This window comes from Phyllobacterium sp. P5_D12, assembly GCF_054049495.1.
Genome location: NZ_JBFUMG010000001.1, coordinates 32,845 through 56,625, shown reverse-complemented (window position 1 = coordinate 56,625; position 23,781 = coordinate 32,845). Strand labels below are relative to the sequence as shown.

The 23,781-nt window shown below is 57.8% G+C and carries 21 protein-coding genes and 1 pseudogene; 15 read left to right on the top strand and 7 right to left on the bottom strand.

The genetic code is table 11. The features are described 5' to 3' along the window. The 6 genes and pseudogenes from ACXJ5O_RS00250 to denD form a co-directional block, all read right to left on the bottom strand. Positions 1-313, bottom strand: a pseudogene (locus tag ACXJ5O_RS00250) (carbohydrate ABC transporter permease); the annotation flags it as partial. A 14-nt stretch (positions 314-327) separates the two neighbouring features. Beyond that, positions 328-1,179, bottom strand: a complete 852-nt coding sequence (locus ACXJ5O_RS00245; protein ID WP_417020958.1) for a carbohydrate ABC transporter permease — start codon at positions 1,177-1,179, stop codon at positions 328-330. 160 nt (positions 1,180-1,339) lie between these two features. Next, positions 1,340-2,653: an ABC transporter substrate-binding protein gene (locus ACXJ5O_RS00240; protein WP_457298114.1), complete on the bottom strand. Its 1,314-nt coding sequence runs from the start codon at positions 2,651-2,653 to the stop codon at positions 1,340-1,342. Between the two features lie 126 nt (positions 2,654-2,779). Then, positions 2,780-3,844 carry an ABC transporter ATP-binding protein gene (locus ACXJ5O_RS00235; RefSeq protein WP_457298113.1) on the bottom strand — a complete coding sequence of 355 codons (1,065 nt, stop codon included), beginning with the start codon at positions 3,842-3,844 and terminating at the stop codon, positions 2,780-2,782. A gap of 62 nt (positions 3,845-3,906) precedes the next feature. Beyond that, complete coding sequence (locus ACXJ5O_RS00230; protein WP_457298112.1) at positions 3,907-4,680, bottom strand: SDR family oxidoreductase; 774 nt, start codon at positions 4,678-4,680, stop codon at positions 3,907-3,909. Then, positions 4,677-5,666, bottom strand: a complete 990-nt coding sequence (denD, locus tag ACXJ5O_RS00225; protein ID WP_457298111.1) for a D-erythronate dehydrogenase — start codon at positions 5,664-5,666, stop codon at positions 4,677-4,679. The genes ACXJ5O_RS00230 and denD overlap by 4 nt, the downstream gene beginning before the upstream one ends. Before the next feature lie 149 nt (positions 5,667-5,815). Here denD and ACXJ5O_RS00220 point away from each other — a divergent pair, with 149 nt between their 5' ends. The 10 genes from ACXJ5O_RS00220 to ACXJ5O_RS00175 all read left to right on the top strand — a co-directional run bounded on the left by ACXJ5O_RS00220 (position 5,816) and on the right by ACXJ5O_RS00175 (position 16,423). Continuing rightward, positions 5,816-6,841, top strand: a complete 1,026-nt coding sequence (locus tag ACXJ5O_RS00220) for a LacI family DNA-binding transcriptional regulator (protein ID WP_457298110.1) — start codon at positions 5,816-5,818, stop codon at positions 6,839-6,841. A 95-nt stretch (positions 6,842-6,936) separates the two neighbouring features. Beyond that, the gene (locus ACXJ5O_RS00215) at positions 6,937-7,701 is read left to right on the top strand and encodes a DeoR/GlpR family DNA-binding transcription regulator (protein WP_457298117.1); all 765 of its coding nucleotides are present in this window, start codon (positions 6,937-6,939) and stop codon (positions 7,699-7,701) included. A 146-nt stretch (positions 7,702-7,847) separates the two neighbouring features. Then, positions 7,848-9,365 carry a glycerol-3-phosphate dehydrogenase gene (gene glpD / locus ACXJ5O_RS00210; RefSeq protein WP_457298116.1) on the top strand — a complete coding sequence of 506 codons (1,518 nt, stop codon included), beginning with the start codon at positions 7,848-7,850 and terminating at the stop codon, positions 9,363-9,365. Positions 9,366-9,417: 52 nt separating this feature from the next. Continuing rightward, entirely contained in the window at positions 9,418-10,500 is a 1,083-nt protein-coding gene (locus ACXJ5O_RS00205; protein WP_209998573.1) for an ABC transporter ATP-binding protein, read from the top strand. A gap of 8 nt (positions 10,501-10,508) precedes the next feature. Beyond that, positions 10,509-11,576, top strand: a complete 1,068-nt coding sequence (locus tag ACXJ5O_RS00200; RefSeq protein ID WP_457298109.1) for an ABC transporter ATP-binding protein — start codon at positions 10,509-10,511, stop codon at positions 11,574-11,576. Positions 11,577-11,578: 2 nt separating this feature from the next. Further along, on the top strand, positions 11,579-12,445 hold the full coding sequence (locus ACXJ5O_RS00195; protein ID WP_457298108.1) for a carbohydrate ABC transporter permease: 867 nt from the start codon (positions 11,579-11,581) through the stop codon (positions 12,443-12,445). 1 nt (position 12,446) lies between these two features. After that, a complete protein-coding gene (locus ACXJ5O_RS00190) occupies positions 12,447-13,352 on the top strand; it encodes a carbohydrate ABC transporter permease (RefSeq protein ID WP_457298107.1) in 906 nt (301 codons plus the stop codon). Further along, complete coding sequence (locus tag ACXJ5O_RS00185; RefSeq protein WP_457298106.1) at positions 13,352-13,759, top strand: DUF2160 domain-containing protein; 408 nt, start codon at positions 13,352-13,354, stop codon at positions 13,757-13,759. The genes ACXJ5O_RS00190 and ACXJ5O_RS00185 overlap by 1 nt, the downstream gene beginning before the upstream one ends. Before the next feature lie 66 nt (positions 13,760-13,825). Next, positions 13,826-15,550, top strand: coding sequence for an ABC transporter substrate-binding protein (locus tag ACXJ5O_RS00180; RefSeq protein ID WP_457298105.1), 1,725 nt, complete (start codon positions 13,826-13,828; stop codon positions 15,548-15,550). 225 nt (positions 15,551-15,775) lie between these two features. Continuing rightward, positions 15,776-16,423 (top strand): VOC family protein, encoded by a 648-nt coding sequence (locus ACXJ5O_RS00175; RefSeq protein WP_457298104.1) that lies wholly within the window; start codon positions 15,776-15,778, stop codon positions 16,421-16,423. Positions 16,424-16,438: 15 nt separating this feature from the next. On the opposite strand, the gene ACXJ5O_RS00170 is transcribed toward ACXJ5O_RS00175, so the two are convergent. Beyond that, positions 16,439-17,602 carry a dihydrodipicolinate synthase family protein gene (locus tag ACXJ5O_RS00170; protein WP_457298103.1) on the bottom strand — a complete coding sequence of 388 codons (1,164 nt, stop codon included), beginning with the start codon at positions 17,600-17,602 and terminating at the stop codon, positions 16,439-16,441. A gap of 174 nt (positions 17,603-17,776) precedes the next feature. On the opposite strand from ACXJ5O_RS00170, the gene ACXJ5O_RS00165 reads away from it, so the two are divergent. Genes ACXJ5O_RS00165 through ACXJ5O_RS00145 form a run of 5 tightly spaced genes read left to right on the top strand, consistent with a single transcriptional unit; the run spans position 17,777 to position 23,709 of the window. Continuing rightward, positions 17,777-18,814, top strand: coding sequence for a LacI family DNA-binding transcriptional regulator (locus tag ACXJ5O_RS00165; protein WP_457298102.1), 1,038 nt, complete (start codon positions 17,777-17,779; stop codon positions 18,812-18,814). Continuing rightward, positions 18,811-19,812 (top strand): Gfo/Idh/MocA family protein, encoded by a 1,002-nt coding sequence (locus ACXJ5O_RS00160; protein ID WP_457298101.1) that lies wholly within the window; start codon positions 18,811-18,813, stop codon positions 19,810-19,812. Before ACXJ5O_RS00165 ends, ACXJ5O_RS00160 begins: the two co-directional genes overlap by 4 nt. A 15-nt stretch (positions 19,813-19,827) precedes the next feature. After that, complete coding sequence (locus tag ACXJ5O_RS00155; RefSeq protein WP_457298100.1) at positions 19,828-21,429, top strand: acyl CoA:acetate/3-ketoacid CoA transferase; 1,602 nt, start codon at positions 19,828-19,830, stop codon at positions 21,427-21,429. Further along, entirely contained in the window at positions 21,422-22,201 is a 780-nt protein-coding gene (locus tag ACXJ5O_RS00150) for an enoyl-CoA hydratase/isomerase family protein (RefSeq protein ID WP_457298099.1), read from the top strand. Before ACXJ5O_RS00155 ends, ACXJ5O_RS00150 begins: the two co-directional genes overlap by 8 nt. Beyond that, the gene (locus ACXJ5O_RS00145; RefSeq protein ID WP_457298098.1) at positions 22,201-23,709 is read left to right on the top strand and encodes an aldehyde dehydrogenase family protein; all 1,509 of its coding nucleotides are present in this window, start codon (positions 22,201-22,203) and stop codon (positions 23,707-23,709) included. Before ACXJ5O_RS00150 ends, ACXJ5O_RS00145 begins: the two co-directional genes overlap by 1 nt. Positions 23,710-23,781 lie beyond the last annotated feature (72 nt).

The following is a 23,781-nucleotide window of genomic DNA, read 5'->3' as shown; positions in this document are numbered from 1 at the left end:
CTGTGGCACACACCGCAACGACCAGTGTGTTCCATAGCCAGCCTGGGTAGGATGTCTCGAACAGCAGGTATTTGATGTGGTCGAGAGTCGGCTTCACGACCCAGAACGGACTGAAATTGTTATAGTCCGTCAGCTGCGAGTTTGGCTTCACCGCCGTGATCGCCATCCAGTAGAACGGGAATATCAGCACGAAGACAAAGATGGCGAGCGGCAGATACAGGACGACAATGCGCCGCGGCAGCCGATTGAGATAGCTCATGCCCTGGGCGTCGTCGGTGAGAACATGCGGGTTGGTCTGTTGGGTAATGCTCATGTGCGTTTCCTCCCTCAATCCTGTCCGCCCTGCTGCCATTTTCGGCGCTGCAGGCCGAAAAATGAAAACAGGATCGATGCAAGCAGGAACGGGATCATGGCAACGGCAATCGCCGCACCTTCGCCAAGCTGACCGCCGGGTATGCCCCGCTGGAAAGAGAGTGTTGCCATCAGGTGGGTGGCGTTGACCGGCCCACCCTTGGTCAGAACGTAGATAAGCTGAAAGTCAGTGAAGGTGAACAGCACCGAGAACGTCATCACCACCGCAATGATCGGCGTCAGCATGGGTAGCGTGATGAAGCGGAAACGCTGCCATCCGGTCGCCCCATCAAGGGAGGCTGCCTCATGCAGCGATTGCGGGATGGTCTGAAGCCCGGCAAGCAGCGAAATCGCGACGAATGGAATACCACGCCAGACATTGGCTGCGATCACCGAAGCGCGTGCGTTGTTGGGATCACCAAGAAAATTGATTGGGCTGTGGATCCAACCGAGTTTCATCAACGACCAGGAAATGATCGAGAACTGCGCATCATAGATCCACCAGAACGCGAGGGCCGAAAGGACAGTCGGAACCACCCATGGCAAAAGGATAATGGCGCGGAAGAACGACTTGAACGGCAGATGTTCGTTGAGAATCAATGCCAGCCAGAGGCCGAGGCCGAATTTGAGGATTGAGGCGATGAGCGTGTAGAATATCGTATTGTACACCGCCATCCAGAAGACCGAATCGCGGGCAAGCGCCTCATAATTTTCGAGCCCGATGAAAATACCTTCCCTGCCTATTGTCGTGTCGGTAAAGCCGAGCCAGACGCCGAGGCCGAGCGGATAGGTCAAAAAGCACAGGAGAAAGACGGCGGCCGGCAGCATGAAAAACAAGCCGACGGCGGTATTGCTCCGGGCGATATTTCCGAAGGCCAAGGGCTGCTTCGCAGTTGTCGTCATTGTCATCGGATATCTCCGGTTGCCAAATTAGCTTGATGAGTTGGCTTCCGCTGCCTTTCGGGACAGCGGAAGCCAGTCTTGTTGCCTAGACCTTGTAATAGCGGTTCGCCCGTTTTTCGGCCTGGGCGATGGCGTCTTCTGGCGTCATCTGGCCGGTAACGGCCGTGGCATACATATCCACGAGCACGTAGTCGGCCATGGTTCCAGCCGAGGCTGCGCCGAGCGGGCCGGCATAGCCGTTCGGCCGCAGGGTTCCGGAAGCCTTGGCATAGGCGGCATGGATCGGATTAGCGGTCCACACCGGATTGGCAGCGAACTCCTTCAATGGCTGGCAGCAATAGGCGCTGGCACCCTCGATCCAGGCGTTCATGTTGTCGGCCTGATACATAAACTGCAGGTAGGCTTTCGCGGCCTCCGGATATTTGGTGTGCTTGAAGATGGAAATCGTCGATGTCTGGTGCAACTCGACCGATTGACCAACCGGCCCGATCGGCAGATTGGTCGAGCGCATGTCGTCGGCGATCGCCTTCATCGCTGGATCCTTCACGGCGGCATAGTAGACCGAGACGCCGTTGGCCGTCAGTGACACCTGACCGGCAAGGAATGCACGATTGTTGTTGACGTCCTGCCAGCTCTCCGTACCCGGAATGAATGTCTTGTAGAGCTCCTGCGCATATTTGACAGATGCCAGCGTCTCGGGGCTGTTGATCACCACCTTGCCGCTCTCATCGACCATCTTGCCGCCATGGCTCCAGAGCAGCCAATGGGCATAGTTGTTGCCGTCGCCGACCGCCTTGCCATGCGGGAAGCCCGCCGGCGTCCCCTTCGCCTGCATGGCCTTGCAAAGTTCGAGGAAACCAGCCGTATCCTTCGGGAATTCGCTGAAGCCGGCCGCCTTCATGTGGCTATCGCGATAGACGACCGCGTTGCCGATGGCGCAAAGTGGCAGCGCGATGAACTTGCCGTCGCGCTTGGCATAGCCTTCGAGGCCTGGATACCAGCCACCGTGTGCCCCACCCAGATATTCGCCAAGCTCGGTCACATCGACGAGCTTGTCCGGATATTGCTGCGGATCATCGAACCAGCTCATGACCATGTCCGGGCCCGAACCGACATTGGCCGCAACGGCAGCTTTCGGGCGAACGTCTTCCCAGCTTTCCTTGTCGATGCGCACCTGAACGCCGGTGGCGTCGGTGAACTTCTTGGTGTTGGCGAGCCATGCGGCCTCTTCAGCCGGGACGAACGGCACCCACCGCAGGAGGCGAAGGGTTGCGCCCTCTTCCGGTTTATAGGCGGGCGCCGATTGCGCGAAGGCCGGCGTGAGACCGAACCGGTTTAGTCCGGCTGCGGCAACGAGCCCGGCTGATGCGCCGAGTAGGTGTCTTCTGTTGATGGTCATTGATGCTCCTCCATTTAACGACCGGATAAACTAGAAAGGCCTGTTCAAAGTGCTCCCGCATTCCGGGCCTGCTTGCGGGGAATTGTATCTGGCATCTGCACCCCGACTGGCAGATGCCGTTAAACTTTAGGCTAAGCGCTTGCCCGTTTCCGCATCGAACAGATATGTCGCCTCCGCGTGGATCGACAGGCCGACAGTTTCGCCGGGTTTCGCACTGATGCGCTGATGGAAAACACCGGTAATGAGATCACCGCCGACGCGCATGATCATCTGCGTCTCCGACCCGGTTGGCTCGATGACCACCACTTCGGCCGGGATACCGCCATCTGCAATTGTCATGTGTTCGGGGCGTAAACCATAGATCAATGTCCGGCCCTTGGCGCTTTCCGGTGCCTTCACTACAGGCAAGACGATGCCCTTTTCCGTCGTAAATTTCTGCCCGTCGTTCGGATCGAGCTTGCCCTTGATCATATTCATCGCCGGTGAACCTATGAAGCTTGCCACGAAAAGATTGGCCGGCTGGTCATAAAGCTCGAGCGGTGCGCCGATCTGTTCGACCAGGCCGTCATGCATCACCACGATCTTGTCGGCCATGGTCATGGCTTCGATCTGGTCATGCGTGACATAGACGGTGGTTGTTTTCAGGCGCTGGTGCAATTCCTTGATTTCCGCGCGCATGGCGACGCGCAGCTTGGCATCGAGGTTGGATAGCGGCTCATCGAACAGGAAGACCTGCGGATCGCGCACGATGGCGCGGCCCATGGCAACACGCTGGCGCTGACCGCCGGAGAGCTGGCGTGGAAAGCGGTCAAGCAGCGGCGAGAGCCCTAGGATCTCCGCTGCGGGCTTCACGCGCTTGTCGACCTCCGACTTTGGCGCACCCTTCAGCTTCAGGGAAAAGGCCATATTGTCGGCGACGGTCATATGCGGATAGAGCGCATAGTTCTGAAACACCATGGCAATATCACGCTCTTTCGGCGCGAGGTTGTTGACCACCTTTCCGCCGATCTTGATCTCGCCCGCAGAGATATTCTCAAGTCCCGCCAGCATGCGCAGCAATGTGGACTTGCCGCAGCCGGAAGGCCCGACAAGAATGACGAATTCGCCGTCGGCGATCTCGATATCGACACCCTTGATAACCGGGTGTGTCCCGAATGATTTTCGTACATTGGCGAATTCAACCGATGCCATGCCTTCTCCTCCAAAATTTCCGTGAGACAACGTTTTTCGAAAAATCGCTGTCGAAATATTTTTTAACCGCGTCCGACGAGCGGCATCTTCGTCGCCATGATCGTCATCGTCAGTACATTGGCCTCTAACGGCAAGCTGGCCATATGCACCACCGCATCGCCGATATAATGCGCCGGTATGGTTGGCTCGCTGGCGGTCTCGCCATTGGCTTGTAACACGCCGGTTGCCATCTTCGATGTCATCTCGGTTGTGGCATTGCCGATATCGATCTGACCGCAGGCAATGTCGAATGGCCTGCCGTCCAGCGCTGTCGACTTGGTCAGGCCGGTAACGGCATGTTTCGTTGCCGTATAGGGCGCGGAATTCGGCCGCGGCGTCTGTGCTGAAATCGAACCATTGTTGATGATGCGTCCACCGCGTGGTGTTTGCGTTTTCATCAATTTCATCGCCTGCTGTGTGCACAGGAAAACGCCGGTGAGATTGGCGCCGACAATCGAATTCCAGTGATCGAAGGTCAGTTCTTCCATAGGGATATTCGGAACATTGACCCCTGCATTGTTGATGAGCAGGTCGAGCCGCCCGAATTCGGATTTGATTGCTTCGAAAAGCGCAGCGACCGATTTCGGGTCGCTGACATCGGCGGAAATGGCTTTTACGGTGCCGCCTGTTTCGGTCCCCAATGCCTTGGCGGCATCCTCCAGCACATCCTTGCGGCGACCGGAAATCACGACGGTATAACCTGCGCCAAGAAGTGCCGTGGTAATAGCCTTGCCCACGCCGGTGCCGCCGCCGGTAACCAGCGCGATCTTCCCCTTGCCTGAATCCTCTTTACTCATGCCGCAAGGTTCCCGCCAAGTTCGTCTTCAATATGTGCCTTGATGATATCATCAAAGGCAGTTTCTGCCTTGAAGCCGAGCTTCGTCGCACGCGTCGTGTCGAAATTCGTCGCCCATCCGGAAACGATTTTCTGAATTGTTGCATCGGGTTCGCGGCGGATCAGCTTGACCGCCTTATCGCCGGCCACGCGGCGCAGCGCGGCGATTTCCTCGCCGACGAGCGCTGAGAGCCCCGGCATCGAAAGATTGCGGCGTGCACCGACCTTGTCGAGATCGAGCGTGGCGGCGTGGATGAAGAACCCGACGGCAGCGCGCGGGCTGGCAAACCAGTGGCGTACATTCTCATCGACCGGGAGTATCGCCTCCTGGCCTGCCAAGGGTTCGCGCAGAATATTGGAAAAGAAACCGGACGCCGCCTTGTTGGGCTTGCCTGGACGAATGCAGATAGTCGGCAAACGAATGCCGATCCCGTCGAAGAAACCGCGGCGGCTGTAGTCCGACAGAAGCAGTTCGGAGATTGCCTTCTGCGTGCCGTAGCTGGTCAGTGGGGTTGTGAAAAACTCGTCGCCGATCTTCTCCGGAAACGGAGTTCCGAACACGGCGATCGATGAGGCAAATACCACCCGGGGCTTGTAGGGGGCATTTCGGCTTTCCAGCCGGATTGCTTCGAACAGCGCGCGCGTACCGTCGAGATTGACTTTGTAGCCCTTTTCGAAGTCGGCTTCCGCTTCACCGGAGACAATGGCGGCGAGATGGAAGATCATGTCCGGACGGCTTGCGATCAATGATTCCGCTACGCCAGGGTCCGAGAGGTCTGCCGCTTTGGTCACAGAAATGTCGGCAAAGGATCCGGGCGCCGCCGGTTCGATGACGTCGACCAGTGTCAGCCTGTCGATGTCTCCGCCCAGAGAGCCGGGCTCTGCAGCAATCCTGTCGAGCAATTTGCGGCCAACCATTCCGGCTGCACCGATCACCAAAACATGCATAAGAAGAAGTCCTCCCTGCAAGCCCCTCCCGGGCTCGTCGCACTAATATATAAGAACGTGGTGCAAAGTTATGCACACTGACTAGCATTCATCAAGCGTTTTATGGTAGCGCTGTCATAAATCTTGTCAATCGCACTGGATTGGTGCCAATGCCGCGCAAACGCAACGCTCACCGAAGTCCCGATATGCCCACGCTTGCCGATGTTGCGCGGCTTGCCGGCGTGAGCGAAATCACGGCGTCACGCGTTGTCCGTGTTCAAGGCCCTATCGCCGATTCAACCAGAGCACGTGTACTGACGGCCATTGCCGAGCTTGGCTATATCCCCAATCGTGCCGCTGGCAGTCTTGCTTCTGCAGGATCGACGCTGATGAGCGTGCTGCTGCCATCGCTATCCAACATCGTCTTTCCCGATGTGCTGCGCGGCATCCACACGGCGCTCACCGAAACGGCGTTTCAGCCCGTGATCGGTGTCACGGACTATGATCCGCTGATCGAAGAGCGGATTCTCGTCTCCTTTCTCGCATGGCAGCCAGCAGCGGTGATCCTCGCCGGCCTGCATCACACGCCGACCGCGCGCCGGCATCTCGAGCATGGCCGCTTCCGGGTCGCCGAGTTGATGGACATCGATGGCGAGCCTGTAGACATTGCCGTTGGCATGTCGCATCGCCAGGCTGGCTATGAAACCGGAAAACATCTCATCCAGCGCGGCTATCGCCGCTTCGGCTATGCCAGGCACAATGTAACGACAGACGATCGCGCCAGTGCCCGTTATGAGGGGCTTTGCTCGGCATTGCAGGAGGCTGGCCTGTCTCTGGTTGCGGAGCATTGTTATCCCGACGCGAGTTCGACCAAGGCAGGGCGCGACGCGCTAGCGATACTTCTTGGTGCCCATCCCAACCTCGACGTTGTCGTATTTCCGAATGACGATATGGCCATGGGCGGCATTTTTCATTGTATGCATGCGGGAATCGCAGTGAAAGAGAAGCTTGGTATATTTGGTTTCAATGGACTCGATATCGGCCAGGCCATGCCAATGCCTCTGTCAACGATCCTGTCGAAACGTTTTCTCATTGGAAAAACCGCAGCCGAAAAATTGCTTGAAAGCCGCGAGCGGCCCGCCGAAAAGACCATCATTAATACAGGGTTCGATATTATCGAAGGCGCAACGGCATAGGGAAATAAGTCAGGTTCGTTTGCCCATAGATTGACATGAGCTTTCATTTTCGTTTTCGTATAGACTGCAGAAAAACGAAAATGAAAGCGCAAGCCATGTTTCTCGCTCCCAGGCACGCCGAAATTCTGGAAATGGCCAAGGAGCACGGACGCGTTCTCGTGGACGATCTCGCCGTTCATTTCAATGTCACGCCGCAAACCATTCGCAAGGATCTCAACGACCTGTGCGACCAGCGCCTGCTCAACCGTATCCACGGCGGCGCACTGTTTCCCTCCGGCGTGCAGAATTTGGAATATGAGGCGCGGCGTTTGATTGCTGCGAGCGAAAAGGAAGCGATTGGCCGCGCCGCGGCCGACCTCATCCCCGACAATGCCTCTCTATTCGTCAACATCGGCACCACCACGGAAGCGGTAGGCCAAGCCCTGCTCGATCGCAAGGGCCTGATGATAATCACCAATAATATCAATGTTGCCAATAAGTTGCGTATTTACCCGGACATTGAGGTGGTTATCGCAGGCGGTGTCGTGCGTGGGTCCGATGGCGGTATCGTCGGTGAAGCGGCGGTCGATTTTATCCGTCAGTTCAAGGTGGATTTCGCCGTCATCGGGACGTCCGCCATCGACAGCGACGGCGCGCTGCTTGATTTCGATTTTCGCGAGGTCAAGGTGGCGCAAGCAATCATGGCCAATGCGCGCCATGTGATCCTCGTCTCCGATTCAACAAAATTCGAGCGCACGGCGCCGGTTCGCATCGGCCATCTTTCGCAAGTACACACCTTCATCACCGATCGCTGCGAGAGCGAAGCAATCCGCCAGATTTGCATCGACGCGGACGTAAGGCTCATCGAAACTTCGATTTGACAACGCTCTTGTGCGGCGCAGCCATGCGCGTTATAGTTCCTTTCAGTTTCGTATTGGTTTCGTAATGCTTCCGTATATCTTTCGCAATTGCGAAGAAATGGTGCGCTGCGAAATGGGGAGCGCAGGGATTGTCTAATCTGGTCGACATGGTCTACGACATTTTTGTCATCGGCGGCGGCATCAATGGATGCGGCATTGCGCGTGATGCTGTCGGCCGTGGCTTTTCGGTCTTCCTCGCGGAAATGAGTGACCTTGCCAGCGGTACGTCCTCCGGTTCGACCAAGCTCATCCATGGCGGTTTGCGCTATCTTGAATATTACGAATTCCGGCTGGTGCGCGAATCGCTGATGGAGCGCGAAGTGCTCTGGGCCAGCGCGCCGCACATCATCTGGCCGCTGCGTTTTGTTCTGCCGCATCATGCTGGCTTACGTCCAGCCTGGCTCTTGCGGCTCGGACTTTTCCTTTACGATCACATTGGCGGGCGCAAGAAGCTTCCGGCCACACGGACGCTGGACATGACCCGCGATCCGGCAGCCAAGCCGCTGAAGTCGCTCTATACCAAGGCATTCGAATATTCCGACTGCTGGGTCAACGATGCGCGGCTGGTTGTGCTCAATGCCCGTGACGCGGCCGATCGTGGTGCGGTCATTCGCACACGTACGAAAGTTGTCAGTGCCCGCCGCGATGCGGACCATTGGACACTGACGCTGCAGGACGGGTTGACCGGCGCGACGGAGGAAGTCCGCTCGCGTCTTCTGGTCAATGCCGCCGGTCCATGGGTCGATGAGGTATTGACCGGTGTCGTCGGCAGCAATAATGCGCACAACGTTCGTCTCGTGCAGGGCAGCCACATCGTCGTAAAGAAGAACTTCGACGATCCGCGCGCCTACTTTTTCCAGAATACCGATGGCCGCATCATTTTCGCCATTCCCTACGAGCAGGATTTCACCCTCATCGGCACCACCGACCAAGACTATCACGGCAATCCGGCCGAGGTGAAAATCAGCGATGCCGAGATTGATTATCTCTGCGCTGCCGCCAGCGAATATTTTGTCGAGCCAGTGAAGCGCGACCAGGTTGTTTGGACTTATTCGGGCGTGCGTCCGCYCTACGATGACGGTGCCTCGAAGGCGCAGGAAGCTACGCGCGATTATGTGTTGAAGACCGACGCGCCAGAAGGCCAGGCGCCGCTGCTCAATATATTTGGCGGCAAGATCACCACATTCAGGCGCTTGTCCGAGCATATGCTGGAAAAGATCGAAGACCAGCTTGGCAAGCGCGGCAAGCCTTGGACGGCGGCCGGAACACTGCCGGGCGGCGACTTTGCAGCCACTACTTTTGATGCGGAGCTGCAGAAGCTCAAAGCCGATTATCCATTTCTCGACCCACGCCATGCGCATCGCCTGTTCCGGCTCTACGGTACGAAGGCACGTACATTGCTTGGCAAAGCCGCTTCTGTCGCCGATCTTGGCAGGCATTTCGGCTCTGACCTTTATGAAGCCGAGGTGCGCTATCAGATCGAGCATGAATGGGCGGTGACGGCTCAGGATGTTCTCTGGCGTCGGACAAAGAAGGGTTTGCATTTGAGCGCCGATGAGGCTGCTGCGCTCGACCGTTTTATGGAAAATGCTGTCGATAGACGGCGCCAGATCGCGGCGGAATAGAATTGAATGATACGGTGTGGATAGGTCTGCACCGTCTCTGGGAGGAGTAAGAATGTTGGAACTGCGGAATGTATCCAAGGTAGTGGGCGGAAAGCCCCATCTCAGCGATATTTCGCTGACTTTGGAACATGCGACGCTGAATGTCCTGCTCGGGCCGACCCTGTCGGGCAAGACCAGCCTCATGCGCATCATGGCAGGACTGGACGTGCCGACCTCCGGCTCTGTCTGGTTCGACGGCAAGGACGTGACAGGCGTGCCSGTACAGAAGCGCTCGGTCGCCATGGTCTATCAGCAGTTCATCAAYTACCCAGCCTTYACRGTCTAYGAGAACATYGCYTCGCCGATGCGCGTGGCYGGYGCCGACAAAGCGACAATCGACCGCGAAGTGCGCAAGGCSGCCGAAATGCTGAAGCTCACGCCCTTCCTCGATCGCACGCCGCTCAATCTTTCCGGCGGTCAGCAGCAGCGCACKGCGCTGGCGCGCGCTATCGTGAAGAACGCCAAGCTGGTTCTGCTCGACGAGCCGCTTGCCAATCTCGACTATAAGCTGCGCGAGGAACTGCGTCAGGAATTGCCGAGGATTTTCGCCGAATCCGGTACGATTTTCGTCTATGCCACGACCGAGCCGCACGAAGCCCTGCTGCTTGGTGGCAACACGGCGACCTTGTCCGAAGGCCGCATCACCCAGTTCGGGCCGACCATAGATGTCTTCCGCAGGCCCGATGATCTGATCACCGCGCAGACTTTTGCCGATCCACCACTCAACACGATTGCTCTGGCGAAATTTGGCAAAGCATTTCAGCTCGAGGGCGGCGTTGCCCTACCGGTACCGGCGCATCTGGCGGAGTTCGCGGACGGTACGTATACGATCGGTTTCCAGCCGCATCATGTGAATACGAGCCGCAGAAATCCTGACGAGATCGGCCTCAAAGCCACGGTTACGGCTACCGAAATCACAGGTTCGGAAAGCTTTGTCCATCTTTCCTTCGCCGATGCGCGTTGGACGATGCTGACGCATGGCATCCATATCTATGCGCCCGATGAGGAGATCGACATCTTCATCGACCCGCGCAATCTGGTGATTTTCGACGCGAGCGGCAATTCCGTCAGCCGCCGCCAGAAGCTGGCGGCATAGGGGGAACCATGGCACGCATCGATCTCAACCATATCCGTCACGCCTACGGTCCCAACCCGAAGTCGGATAAGGACTACGCGCTGAAGGAAGTCCATCACAGCTGGGAAGACGGCGGTGCCTATGCTTTGCTCGGCCCGTCCGGTTGCGGCAAGACCACGCTCTTGAACATCATATCCGGGTTGATCCATCCCTCACACGGACAACTGCTGTTCGACGGCGTCGAGGTGACCAACCTGTCGACGCAGGAACGCAACATCGCGCAGGTGTTCCAGTTCCCGGTCATCTACGACACGATGACCGTTTACGACAATCTGGCCTTTCCCTTGCGCAATCGCGGCGTTCCGGAAGCGGAAATCGATCGCAAGGTGCGCGAGACGCTGGAGATGATCGACCTTGCCAGCTGGGCAAAGAAGAAGGCACGCGGCCTTACCGCCGACCAGAAGCAGAAGATTTCGCTCGGCCGCGGTCTCGTCCGGTCCGACGTCAACGCGATCCTTTTCGACGAGCCGCTTACCGTTATCGACCCGCACATGAAGTGGGTGCTTCGATCGCAGCTGAAACAGTTGCACCAGCGCTTCGGCTACACGATGGTCTATGTCACGCACGATCAGACGGAAGCGCTGACCTTCGCCCAGAAAGTCGTCGTCATGTATGACGGCGAGATCGTGCAGATCGGCACGCCGGAAGAATTGTTCGAGCGGCCGAAACACACTTTCGTCGGGTACTTCATTGGCTCGCCCGGCATGAACGTCATGCCCGTGAAACTTTCCGGCGGGATGGCGCAGATAGGCAGCCATCAGATCGAGTTGCCTTCGCCGGTGATGCCCGCCAATGCGAAAATCATCGAACTTGGCATCCGGCCGGAATATGTGCGCCTCGGGCGCACKGGGATGCCGGTAAAAATTGCCAAGGTCGAGGAYATCGGCMGGCACAAGATCGTCCGGACCCGGCTCGAAAACCAGGACATCGCCATCATTGTCGAGGAGGGYGGGGATATCCCGGCCGAACCGCACATCGCCTTCGATCCGAAGGGCATCAACATCTATGCCGATAGCTGGCGCGTGGGAGGGCTGTAGCCATGGAGAAAACCTGGAACAACAAAGCCTGGTTCATGGTCTTGCCCGTACTGCTGCTCGTGGCCTTTTCAGCCGTTGTCCCGCTGATGACCGTGGTYAAYTATTCGGTGCAGGATACTTTCGGCAACAATCAGTTTTTCTGGGCCGGAACCGACTGGTTTGACGAAATCCTCCACTCCGAACGCTTTCACRCAGCRCTCGGGCGCAATCTCATCTTCTCCTTCATCATCCTTGCGATCGAGATCCCGYTGGGCATCATYATTGCGCTCAATATGCCGCGCAAGGGCTGGGGCGTTCCCGTCTGCCTGGTCCTGATGGCGCTCCCGCTCCTCATCCCGTGGAACGTAGTCGGCACGATCTGGCAGGTCTTTGGCCGCACCGACATCGGTCTGCTCGGCCATACGCTGGAAAGGCTTGGCATCCACTATAATTACGTCCAGAACCCGATGCACGCATGGGTCACCGTTATCATCATGGATATCTGGCACTGGACGAGCCTCGTCGTGCTYCTTTGCTATGCCGGTCTCGTRTCCATTCCCGATGCGTTCTATCAGGCGGCMAAGATCGAYGGYGCMTCRCGCTGGGCGGTGTTCCGCTACATCCAGTTGCCGAAGATGAACCGCGTGCTTCTGATCGCCGTACTTCTGCGCTTCATGGACAGTTTYATGATCTACACCGAACCCTTYGTCGTCACWGGCGGTGGACCGGGCARTTCGACGACGTTCCTGTCGATCGATCTCGTCAAGATGGCGGTYGGCCARTTCGACCTCGGGCCCGCCGCGGCCATGTCGATCATCTACTTCCTGATCATTCTCTTGCTGTCATGGGTCTTCTACACCGTCATGACCAAYTACGATGCGGAGCGCTGATATGAGCGTGCAGAACGACACACTTGCACGAACGAGCGGGCGGCCCGAAGCCGAACAGCGCCAGATTGACAAGGCGCTGGCCCGTCGCATGCGCAAGCGCGGCGAYGAATCSAARTTCTGGTGGCTGATCCCGACGCTGTACATCATCTTYYTGATGCTGCCGATCTACTGGCTYATCAATATGAGYTTCAAGACCAATCAGGAAATCCTCGGCGCATTCTCGCTGTGGCCGCAGAACCCGACCCTGAAYAATTATGCGGTCATCTTCACCGATCCATCCTGGTACAAGGGCTATATCAATTCCATCATCTATGTGGTGATGAACACGGTGATCTCGGTGCTGGTGGCATTGCCTGCAGCCTATGCCTTCTCGCGCTACCGGTTCCTYGGCGACAAGCATTTGTTCTTTTGGCTGCTSACCAACCGCATGGCACCGCCTGCCGTGTTTGCGTTGCCGTTCTTCCAGCTTTATTCGGCCTTTGGCCTGATCGACACGCATATCGCCGTGGCGCTGGCACATTGCCTGTTCAATGTCCCGCTCGCCGTGTGGATCCTCGAAGGTTTCATGTCCGGGGTGCCCAAGGAGATCGATGAAACGGCGTATATCGATGGATACTCATTCCCGCGTTTCTTCGTGAAGATATTCGTACCGCTCATCGCCAGCGGCATCGGCGTTGCCGCCTTCTTCTGCTTCATGTTCTCATGGGTGGAACTGCTGATTGCCAGAACCTTGACGACGACTGCTGCCAAGCCGATCGCTGCCATCATGACCCGCACGGTTTCGGCTTCCGGCATGGATTGGGGCGTTCTGGCTGCGGCCGGTGTGCTGACCATCATCCCGGGCGCCATCGTTATTTACTTCGTCCGCAACTACATCGCCAAGGGCTTCGCCCTGGGGAGGGTATAATGGAAACGACTAGGCGTTGGCCTGTAGTGCTGGCGGCAGTCGTCGCCGCTTTCGCAATCATGGTCGGGCTGCTCGTGGGAGTGGTTCCTTTCAAGGACGGTGCGCGTGACTGGTTCGCKCCRCTGATCAAAGGYGGKTGGATGGCCTGGACGTTCCCGACGGCGCTGTTTTTCTTGACTATTTTCTTTCTGATGTCGCTGATGGCCGTATGGGAATATGCCTCGCCGGGCGGCAATCCGCGTGTCGGCATCCTGCGCTTTGAAACCACGCGCGGCGACCGGCTGTTCGTGTCGTTGCTCGGCAGTGCCTTCATTCATCTCGCCTGGCTTGGACTTGTCGGTCCGAACCTCTGGTGGGCTTTGGCTTTATCCGTGGTCTACGCCATCGGCGTATTCCGCTTCGTTTAGAAATTAAGTGTAGGGCATCCCGCCCCGCACTTGACGATGCAATCGCAACTCTGGGAGGACAATACTATGCGAACGCGAATTTTAACGACAACGACAGCCTTGGCGCTGCTGTTCGGTGCAGGCAGCGCCTGGGCCGGAATGGACGAAGCCAAGGCATTCCTTGACAAGGAGATTGGCGACATGTCGACCCTCGACAGGGCGGCACAGGAAAAGGAAATGCAGTGGTTTGTCGATGCGGCGAAGCCTTTCGCCGGTATGGACATCAAGGTGGTTTCCGAAACCATCACCACGCACGATTACGAGTCCAAGACACTCGCCAAGGCATTCACCGATATCACCGGCATCAAGGTCACCCATGACCTGATCGGTGAAGGTGACGTGGTGGAAAAGCTGCAGACGCAGATGCAGTCAGGTGAAAACATCTATGACGCCTATATCAACGATAGCGATCTGATTGGTACGCATTGGCGCTATCAGCAGGCGCGCAACTTGACCGACTGGATGGCCAACGAAGGCAAGGATGTCACCAATCCTGGTATCGACGTCGATGATTTCATCGGTAAATCGTTCACGACCGCACCGGATGGCAAGCTTTATCAATTGCCGGACCAGCAGTTCGCGAACCTCTACTGGTTCCGCTATGACTGGTTCAACGACGAGAAGAACAAGGCGGATTTCAAGGCGAAATACGGCTATGACCTCGGCGTACCGGTCAATTGGTCAGCTTATGAGGATATCGCCGAGTTCTTCACCGGCCGGGAGATCGATGGCAAGAAGGTCTTCGGTCATATGGACTATGGCAAGAAGGATCCATCGCTCGGCTGGCGCTTTACCGATGCGTGGCTTTCCATGGCTGGCAATGGCGACAAGGGTATCCCGAATGGTCTGCCAGTCGATGAATGGGGCATCAAGGTCAACGAAAAGTCACAGCCAGTTGGTTCATGCGTCGCTCGCGGCGGTGATACCAATGGCCCGGCCTCGGTGTACTCGATCCAGAAATATCTCGATTGGCTGAAGGCTTATGCTCCGCCGGAAGCTCAGGGCATGACCTTCTCCGAATCCGGGCCCATCCCGGCGCAAGGCAATGTCGCTCAGCAGATCTTCTGGTACACGGCGTTCACCGCAGACAGCGTCAAGGACGGACTGCCGGTCGTCAATGCCGACGGTACACCGAAATGGCGCATGGCCCCAAGCCCGCATGGCGTTTACTGGAAAGACGGCATGAAGCTTGGCTATCAGGATGCGGGTTCCTGGACGCTGCTTAAGTCCACTCCGGACGATCGGGCCAAGGCTGCCTGGCTCTATGCCCAGTTCGTGACATCGAAGACTGTCGACGTGAAGAAGAGCCATGTTGGCCTTACCTTCATTCGCCAGTCCACGCTCGATCACAAGAGCTTCACTGACCGTGCGCCAAAACTCGGCGGTCTGGTCGAGTTCTATCGCTCGCCGGCACGCCTGCAATGGTCGCCGACGGGTACCAATGTTCCGGACTATCCGAAGCTGGCTCAGCTCTGGTGGCAGGCGATCGGCGATGCTTCTTCCGGTGCGAAATCCGCACAGGAAGCCATGGACTCGCTGTGTTCCGAGCAGGAGAAGGTTCTCGGACGCCTCGAAAAGTCAGGCGTGCAGGGTGATATCGGTCCGAAACTGGCCGAAGAGCATGACCTTGCCTACTGGAATGCCGATGCCGTCAAAAACGGCCATCTGGCGCCCCAGTTGAAGATCGAGAACGAAAAGGAAAAGCCCCAGACCGTCAACTACGATGAGCTGGTCAAAAGCTGGAGCAAGTAAGTTCCACGCGTTTTGGTGGGGGGAGGGGTGGCGCTTCGGCGCTGCCCCTTTTTCGTTGATTGGAACCACTCAGAACTGCCAAAGCTAACTCACGAAGAGCCGTCTTCAGCCTAGTTATTGACAAACAGAGGCGGCTCGAAGGAATATCCAAGAGCTGCGTAGGCTGCATCGACACAAGGTCGAAAGGGCAATGCCCGCCTCCATGATGTAACAACAGATGCGCCTATGCCGAATCTTGAAAATCTTAAGAAGCAAGCCAAGCAGTATTTGCGCTGGCATCGGGAGCGGTACTATCCCGTGGCCGCTGAAATCAGGGCCGTTTTGCCACGGTTTCAACACCTTGGTGACAGTGAGATACTGGAAGCGAGCTTCAAACTCTCTGACGCGCAAGAACTTGTCGCACGTCAAATGGGGTTCGAGGGATGGCTGGCGCTCAAGTCAGGAGCCCAATCCATGAGCGCGCAATTCAAACGGACCGGACTTCGTCCCGTTCTTGCGTCGACCTCGGCGCAACTCTTTGTGAGCGACATTCAGGTGTCGTGCAGCTTTTTCACCGATAAGCTCGGATTCACCATTGACTTCATCTACGGCGAACCGCCGTTCTACGGACAGGTCATTCGCGACAAGGCGCGGCTCGCGCTACGGCTGGTGTGCGAACCAGTATTCGTGGGTGACATCCGGGAGCGTGAGCACCTGCTCTCCGCATCGATCACAGTCGATACAGCCGATGAGATCAAACAACTTTTTCTGGATTTTCAGGCCAACGGCGTGCCGTTTCATCAAACGATCACGAAAGAACCGTGGGGTGCCCGAAATTTCATTGTGTTGGATCCAGATGGCAATCTCATACTATTTGCGGGTCCAGCAGGCTGAATTCCGGTCCGTTCTTCAAACGCAATAAATCTGCAGAAGGCCCTTCATGCGGCTAACCGCAAGCTCCGGCTTGTCCAGCACATTGGCCTGGTCGGCAAGCCGAAAGATTTCCGCGTAGTGGACAATGCCGCGGGCGGACTGCATGCCGGCCGGCATGGTGAAGTGACTTTGATGGCCATTGAGCCAGGCGAGGAATACCACCCCGGCCTTGTAGTATTGAGTAGGGGCTTCGAAAATCTTGCGCGACAGCGGGACGGTCGGCTCGATGACGTCGCGGAAGGCCTGCGTTTCGCCTTTCGCAAGATGCGCCAAGGCCTTGGACGCCGAGGGCGCAACCGCATCGAAAATACCCAGCAGCGCATGGCTGTAGCGTTCGCCATCTCCTTCGATCAGTTCGGCATAGTTGAAATCATCGCCGGTAAAGCAGAGGACACCCTCCGGCAGCCGCTTGCGCAGTTCGATTTCTTTGACGTTGTCTAGCAGCGAAATCTTGATGCCTTCGACCTTCTTTTTGTTATCACTAATGATCGCGAGCACCGTTTCAAGTGCCTGTTCGAAGGAGGATGAGCCCCAGTATCCCGCGAGCTGCGGGTCGAACATGTCTCCAAGCCAATGCAGGACGACCCTGTTGCCGGTCTGGCGCAGGATCTCGCCATAGACCATGCGGTAGTCGTCAGCTGTACGGGCAACGCGGGCCAACGCACGGCTCGCCATCATTACGGCGCGTCCGCCCTCGGCTTCGACAAACCCAATTTGCGTCTCATAGGAATCGATCACGTCGTGGAGGCTCCTGGTATCCTCCGGTGCCAGTTGATCGGTACCGGCGCCGCAGGCAAGGTCCGCTCCGTCAAAAGTCCGCGCCTCGGCCAGCGATCGCCGGATCAGTTCCTGTGCACCTGTCCAATCAACGCCCATGCCGCGCTGCGCTGTATCCATGGCTTCGGCAATCTTGAAACCAAGCGACCATAGATGATGGCGAAACGCCATGGTTGCATCCCAATCGATTGCAGGTTTGCCCCAAGGCTCAGCGTCCCGCAGCGGGTCGGAGACCACATGGGCGGCCGCATAGGCGATCCGATTGAATGCTGGAGGGCTTGAAGGCGTGACAATTGGAACGCCGCTCAAAACGTAATCGGCGGTTGTCCCACTTCCATTCGGCAATTGAATTTTGAGGGTCATTCTGCATTGCTCCCAGATCAAGCGGTCTGTTTTAATTTGGAACGTTCCAAAAAACAAGCGACAATTTAACGACGCAAAGAATTCATAATACCCCGCAATAACGACTAATGTCGATAAAAACGCTTGACGAATTTGGAACGTTCCAATTATATGAGAGCCCATGGAGGAATTTCGTTGAACAAATCCCGGACCAGCATTGTGGACATCGCGCACGCCGCCGGCGTGTCGAAGTCCACTGTCTCACTGGTCCTGCAGGGTAGCCCACTCGTCAATGAAAAGACCCGCGAAAAGGTCAATGCCCTGATCGGCGATCTTGGCTATGTCTATAATCGCGGCGCCGCTAACCTGCGGCAGTCGAAGTCGAAGATCATCGGCATCGTCGTCAATGATCTCACCAACAGTTTCTTCGCCGAGCTTGCTGTCGGCATGGATATGATGGTCCAGTCGGCGGGCTACGTGCAGTTCCTGGCTCACAGCGGCGAGAGTGTCGACCGGCAGCGCGAAGTCATTTCCTCCATGCGCGAGAATGGCATTGCCGGGCTGATCCTGTCACCGGCACGTGGCACGGAAGCCAGTGATATCAAGCCGCTCGCCGATAGCGGCATCCCGGTGGTGCTGGTCGTGCGCAATGTGCCAGGCGCGAAAGTCTCGACGCTCCTTTCCGACAATTATGCTGGCGCCAAGGCTGCCATCCGCCATCTGATCTCCCTAGGCCATCGCCGGATCGCCTTTATGGGCGGCTTCGTGGATACGGTGGTTTTTGGCGAGCGGCTGCGCGGTTATCGCGATGCGCTGGCTGAAGCGAATATCCCCGTAGATGAAAAATTCGTCATCCACTCCGCACCGTCGCGTGCCGGTGGTGTCGCTGCGGTCGAGCGCATGATGGTCTTTGCCGAGCGCCCGACCTCTGCCCTCTGTCTCAATGACGCGGTGGCCTTCGGCGTCTGCGATGGCCTGCGTTCCAATAATATCGAGCCCGGCAAGGGTTTTGGCATCATCGGTTTCGACGATGTGATCGAGGCAAAGACGGCCGTACCTGCGCTGACCACGGTCTCGGTTGATCCGCAGGGCATGGGGCAGCGCGCGGCGCAGCTGGTCCTGAAGCAGATCAATGCCGGACAAACAGATCCGGAATCCATTGTAACATCGGTGCGCCTGGTCGTGCGCCAAAGCTGCGGTGCGCCTGTAAAACAGTTGGAGGAGCTGGCATGACACGCTGGGGATTGATCGGCGCAAGCACCATTGCGCATGAGTGGGTAATCGACGCGATCCGTGCCAGCGGCGGCGAAATTGTCGCTGTGATGAGCACCAATGAAGAGCGCGGCAAGAAATATGCAGCGCAGCACAACATTCCCAAGTCTGTGACCACGCTCGACGCGCTGGTCGGCGACCCGGACGTCGACGCGGTCTATATTTCGACAACAAACGAGTTGCATAAGGATCAGGTGCTGGCCGCTGCAAAGGCCGGCAAGCACATTCTGTGCGAGAAGCCGCTGGCGACGAGCCTTGCCGACGCGCGGGCCATGGTTGACGCCTGCCGCGCCGCCAATGTCGTTTTCGCGACTAATCACCATCTGCGCAATGCGGCCAGCCATACGGCGATGCGCGAAGCGATTGCCGCTGGCAGGATCGGCACGCTGCTTGCCGCCAAGGTCTTCCATGCGGTTTATCTGCCGCCGCATTTGCAGGGCTGGCGGCTTGATCGCCCAGAGGCGGGAGGTGGGGTCATTCTCGACATAACCGTGCACGACACGGACACACTGCGTTATGTCCTTGGTGATGATCCTGTCGAGGCGACGGCATTCTCGCAGAAAAGCGGTTTGGCCAAGGCGGGCCTCGAGGATGCGGTCATGGGCGTCATGCGTTTCAAGTCGGGATTGATCGCCCTCTTCCATGATGGGTTCACAACCAAATATTCCGAGACCGGCTTCGAGGTGCACGGCACCCAAGGCTCGCTGGTCGGACGCAACGTGATGACGCAAAAGCCGATCGGCACGGTTACTCTTCGCAACAAAGACGGAGAGAGTGAACTGCAGCTCGATCAGAAAAACCTCTACGAAACCGGCATCGCCAAGTTCCATGCCGCTATGGCAGGCAAGGGCAAGCCGGCAGCCAGTGGCGAAGATGGCTTGTGGTCGCTGGCTGCCGGGCTCGCCGTCGCTGAAGCGGCAAAGACCGGCACTGCACAAAAGATCAATCCGGGCCTCTGAGAAAACGAATACAATATGAACAAGCACATCACCCCCGAAGAGGCCGCGAACCTCATTCCCGACGACGCGATCGTTTCGGTCTCGTCTTCGAGCGGTCTGGGCTGTCCGGATCTGATGCTGAAGGCCATCGGCGCCCGCTTCGATGCGACTGGTCATCCGCGCGGTCTGACGACACTGCATCCGATTGCGGCAGGGGATATGAGCGGCATCAAGGGTGTCGATCACATCGCCAAAAAGGGCTTGCTCAAGAAGATCATCGGCGGTTCCTATCCGTCCGGCCCGTCCAGCTCCGAACCTCCACTGATCTGGCAAATGATCGGCAATGATGAGGTTGCGGCCTACAATATTCCTTCCGGCATTCTCTTCGACATGCACCGTGAAGCGGCGGCGAAGCGCCCGGGCGTTTTCACCAAAGTCGGGCTCGATACCTTTGTCGATCCGGACCGGCAGGGCTGTGCCATGAACGCCTCTGCCGCTGAGGAACCGGTCGTCCGCAAGATCGAGTTTGGCGGCGAGGAATGGTTGTTCTTCAAGCCCATCATTCCGCAGGTCGCGATCATCCGCGCCACCACCTCGGATGAGCGCGGCAATCTCACCTACGAACATGAAGGCGCCTATCTCGGCGGCTTCGATCAGGCGCTCGCGGTACGCAACAATGGCGGCATCGTCATCGCGCAGGTCAAACGCATCACCAAGAGCGGTTCGATGAAGCCGCACGATGTGCGCGTGCCGGGCATCCTTGTTGACTACGTCGTCGTCGATCCCGACCAGAAGCAGACAACGCAAACGCTCTACGATCCGGCCATTTCCGGCGAGATTTTCCATCCGCTCGAAGATTTCGCGCTCCCGGATTTCAATATCCAGAAAGTCATTGCGCGCCGGGTTGCAACCGAGCTTGAAGCTGGCAGCGCCGTCAATCTCGGCTTCGGTATTTCCGCCAACGTGCCGCGTATTCTGCTTGAGGAGGGCTTGCACGGGGCGGTTACCTGGGTGATTGAGCAAGGCCCTGTCGGCGGTATCCCGCTCCTTGATTTCGCGTTCGGCTGCGCTTCCAACGCGGAAGCCTTTGTCCCATCACCGCATCAGTTCACCTATTTCCAGGGCGCGGGTTTTGATGCCTCGCTGCTATCGTTCCTCGAGATCGACAAGTCCGGCTCGGTCAACGTGTCGAAGTTGAGCTTCCGTCCGCATGTGACCGCTGGCGCAGGCGGTTTTGTCGATATCACCGCAAGGGCGCGCAAGATCGTGTTCTCCGGCATGTTCAATGCCGGCGCGAAAGTACATGTCGAGGATGGTAAGCTCGTCATCGAGAAGGAAGGCAAGCTGAAKAAGCTTGTCACGCAAGTCGAGCACGTTACTTTCTCCGGCCGTCGCGCCGTCGAGCAAGGTCAGGAGATCACCTATGTCACGGAACGTTGCGTCATGGTCCTGAGGCCGGAAGGCGTGGTCCTGACCGAAATCGCGCCGGGCGTGGACCTCCAGACCCACATTCTCGATCAGTCAGAATTTCCACTGGTTGTTGCCCGCGACCTCAAGCTGATGGACGCGCATCTGTTCGTGCCGGAGCCCTTTGGCCTGAAACTGCCGCAGAAACCGCAAAGGACGCTCCATGGCTGATCCGCGCATTAACGTCGCCTTCGCCGGCCCTGTCGCCACGATTACCGTGTCGCGGCCGGAAAAGCTCAATGCCTTCGACCTCGATATGTTGAAGGACTTGAGCGCCGCTTGCGATGCAGTGGAGGCCAACGCGCAAGTGCGGGTTGCGATCCTCACCGGCGCGGGCAAGGCATTTTCGGCAGGCGGCGATATCAAGGCTTGGGCTGCGATGACACCGAATGAGTTCGGTCATGCCTGGGTGCGTTTCGGCCATCGTGTCTTCGAACGGCTGGCGACGCTCCGTGTGCCGCTGATCGCGGCCCTTAACGGCCATGCGCTGGGCGGGGGCCTGGAATTGGCTGCTGCTGCGGATATCCGTATCGCTGAAACACAGATCAAGCTCGGCCTGCCGGAAACCGGCCTCGGCATGGTGCCGGGCTGGTCCGGCACACAGCGGTTGGTCCGGCGTTTTGGCGCGCAAGTGGTTCGCCGCATGGCGCTTGGCGGCGAGATTTTCAGCGCCAGCGAAGCACAGGTGATCGGCCTTGTCGACCATGTAGTCGAAACCGGTACCGCGGTTTCCACGGCGCAAGCCTATGCGGAGCGCATCGCCAAGCGCGGCCCGGCCGCCGTCGAAGTGGCAAAACTGATGATCGCTTCAGCCAATGGCGAAGACAATGGAACGGCGGTCGAGGCACTTGGCTCGATCCTCGTCGCAAAAACAGCGGACCTGAAAGAAGGTGTTTCGGCCTTTGCCGAAAAGCGTGAGCCCGTGTTCAAGGGAGAATGGTAATGACAGTTCTGGTGCGGCCTCAGGCACTCGATAATTTCAAGGTGCGCGAATTCCAGATGCTGATCGACGGCCGATGGACGGATGGCGCGGAAGGCGGCGTCATCGAGCGCAAGAGCCCCGGTCATGGCGTTGTCGTTTCACGCTACCAGGCAGGAACCAAAACCGACGCGACACGCGCCATTGCTGCCGCACGCCACGCGTTCGACAATGGGCCGTGGTCGCGCATGACCGGCGCTGAGCGTTCGAATATCATCCTCAAAGCCGCCGATCTCATCGCAGCGCGCTCCGACGAACTTGCCTATCTTGACTGTATCGAATCCGGCAAACCAATCAGCCAGGCCAAGGCCGAACTCGGTGGCGCCGTCGATATCTGGCGCTACGCGGCTGCACTTGGCCGCGACTTGCATGGCGAAAGCTATAATACGCTCGGAGATGCAACACTGGGTGTCGTCCTGCGCGAGGCGATCGGTGTCGTCTCGATTATAACGCCCTGGAATTTCCCGTTCCTTATCGTAAGCCAGAAGTTACCCTTCGCGCTCGCCGCCGGGTGCACAGCCGTGGTGAAACCATCAGAGTTGACATCCGGCTCGACGCTGGTGCTCGGTGAGATTCTGATGGAAGCAGGCGTTCCGGCTGGCGTGGTCAATATTATCGTCGGGACGGGTGCCGAAGTTGGTGCCCCAATGACCACGCATCCGGATGTCGACATGGCCTCGTTCACCGGCTCTACCCTTGTCGGCAAGCTGACCATGGCAAATGCCGCCCAGACCCTGAAAAAGGTCTCGCTCGAACTCGGCGGCAAGAACCCGCAGATCGTGTTTCCGGATGCCAATCTCGACGATTTCATCGATGCGGCGGTGTTCGGCGCCTATTTTAACGCAGGCGAATGCTGCAATGCCGGATCCCGCCTGATCGTTCACCGCGATATCGCCGATGAGGTCGTCCAGCGTGTGGCGGCGCTTTCCGCCAAGGTCAGGGTTGGCGATCCGCTCGATCCACGCACCAAAGTCGGCGCGATCATCACGCCGGAGCACCTCGCCAAGGTTGGCGCCTATGTCCGCAACGCCGCTTCCGCGGGGGCGAATGTCAGCCATGGCGGTGAAGCGCTCGATCTGGGCATGGGACAATTCATGGCACCGACGATCCTTTCGGCCGTCCAGCCGGAGATGGCCGTGGCGCGGGAAGAGGTATTCGGACCGGTGCTGTCCGTGCTAACATTCGACACGCTGGAGGACGCCGTCCGTATCGCGAATTCCATCGACTATGGATTGTCCGCTGGCGTCTGGAGCCGCGACTTCGATACCTGCATGACAATCGGCCGTCAGGTACGTGCTGGAACTATCTGGATGAACACCTTCATGGACGGTGCGTCGGAACTACCCTTTGGCGGATACAAGCAATCCGGGCTCGGCCGTGAACTCGGCAGGCACGCGGTAGAGGACTATACGGAAACCAAAACTTTGAACATGCATATGGGTAGGCGGAAAGTAGTATGGTCAGAAGATTAAATCGATTGTAATAGCCGTTCTGCCTATTGTATGAATGCCCCGGACCTAAGGGCACCTTCGGTCGGACATGTT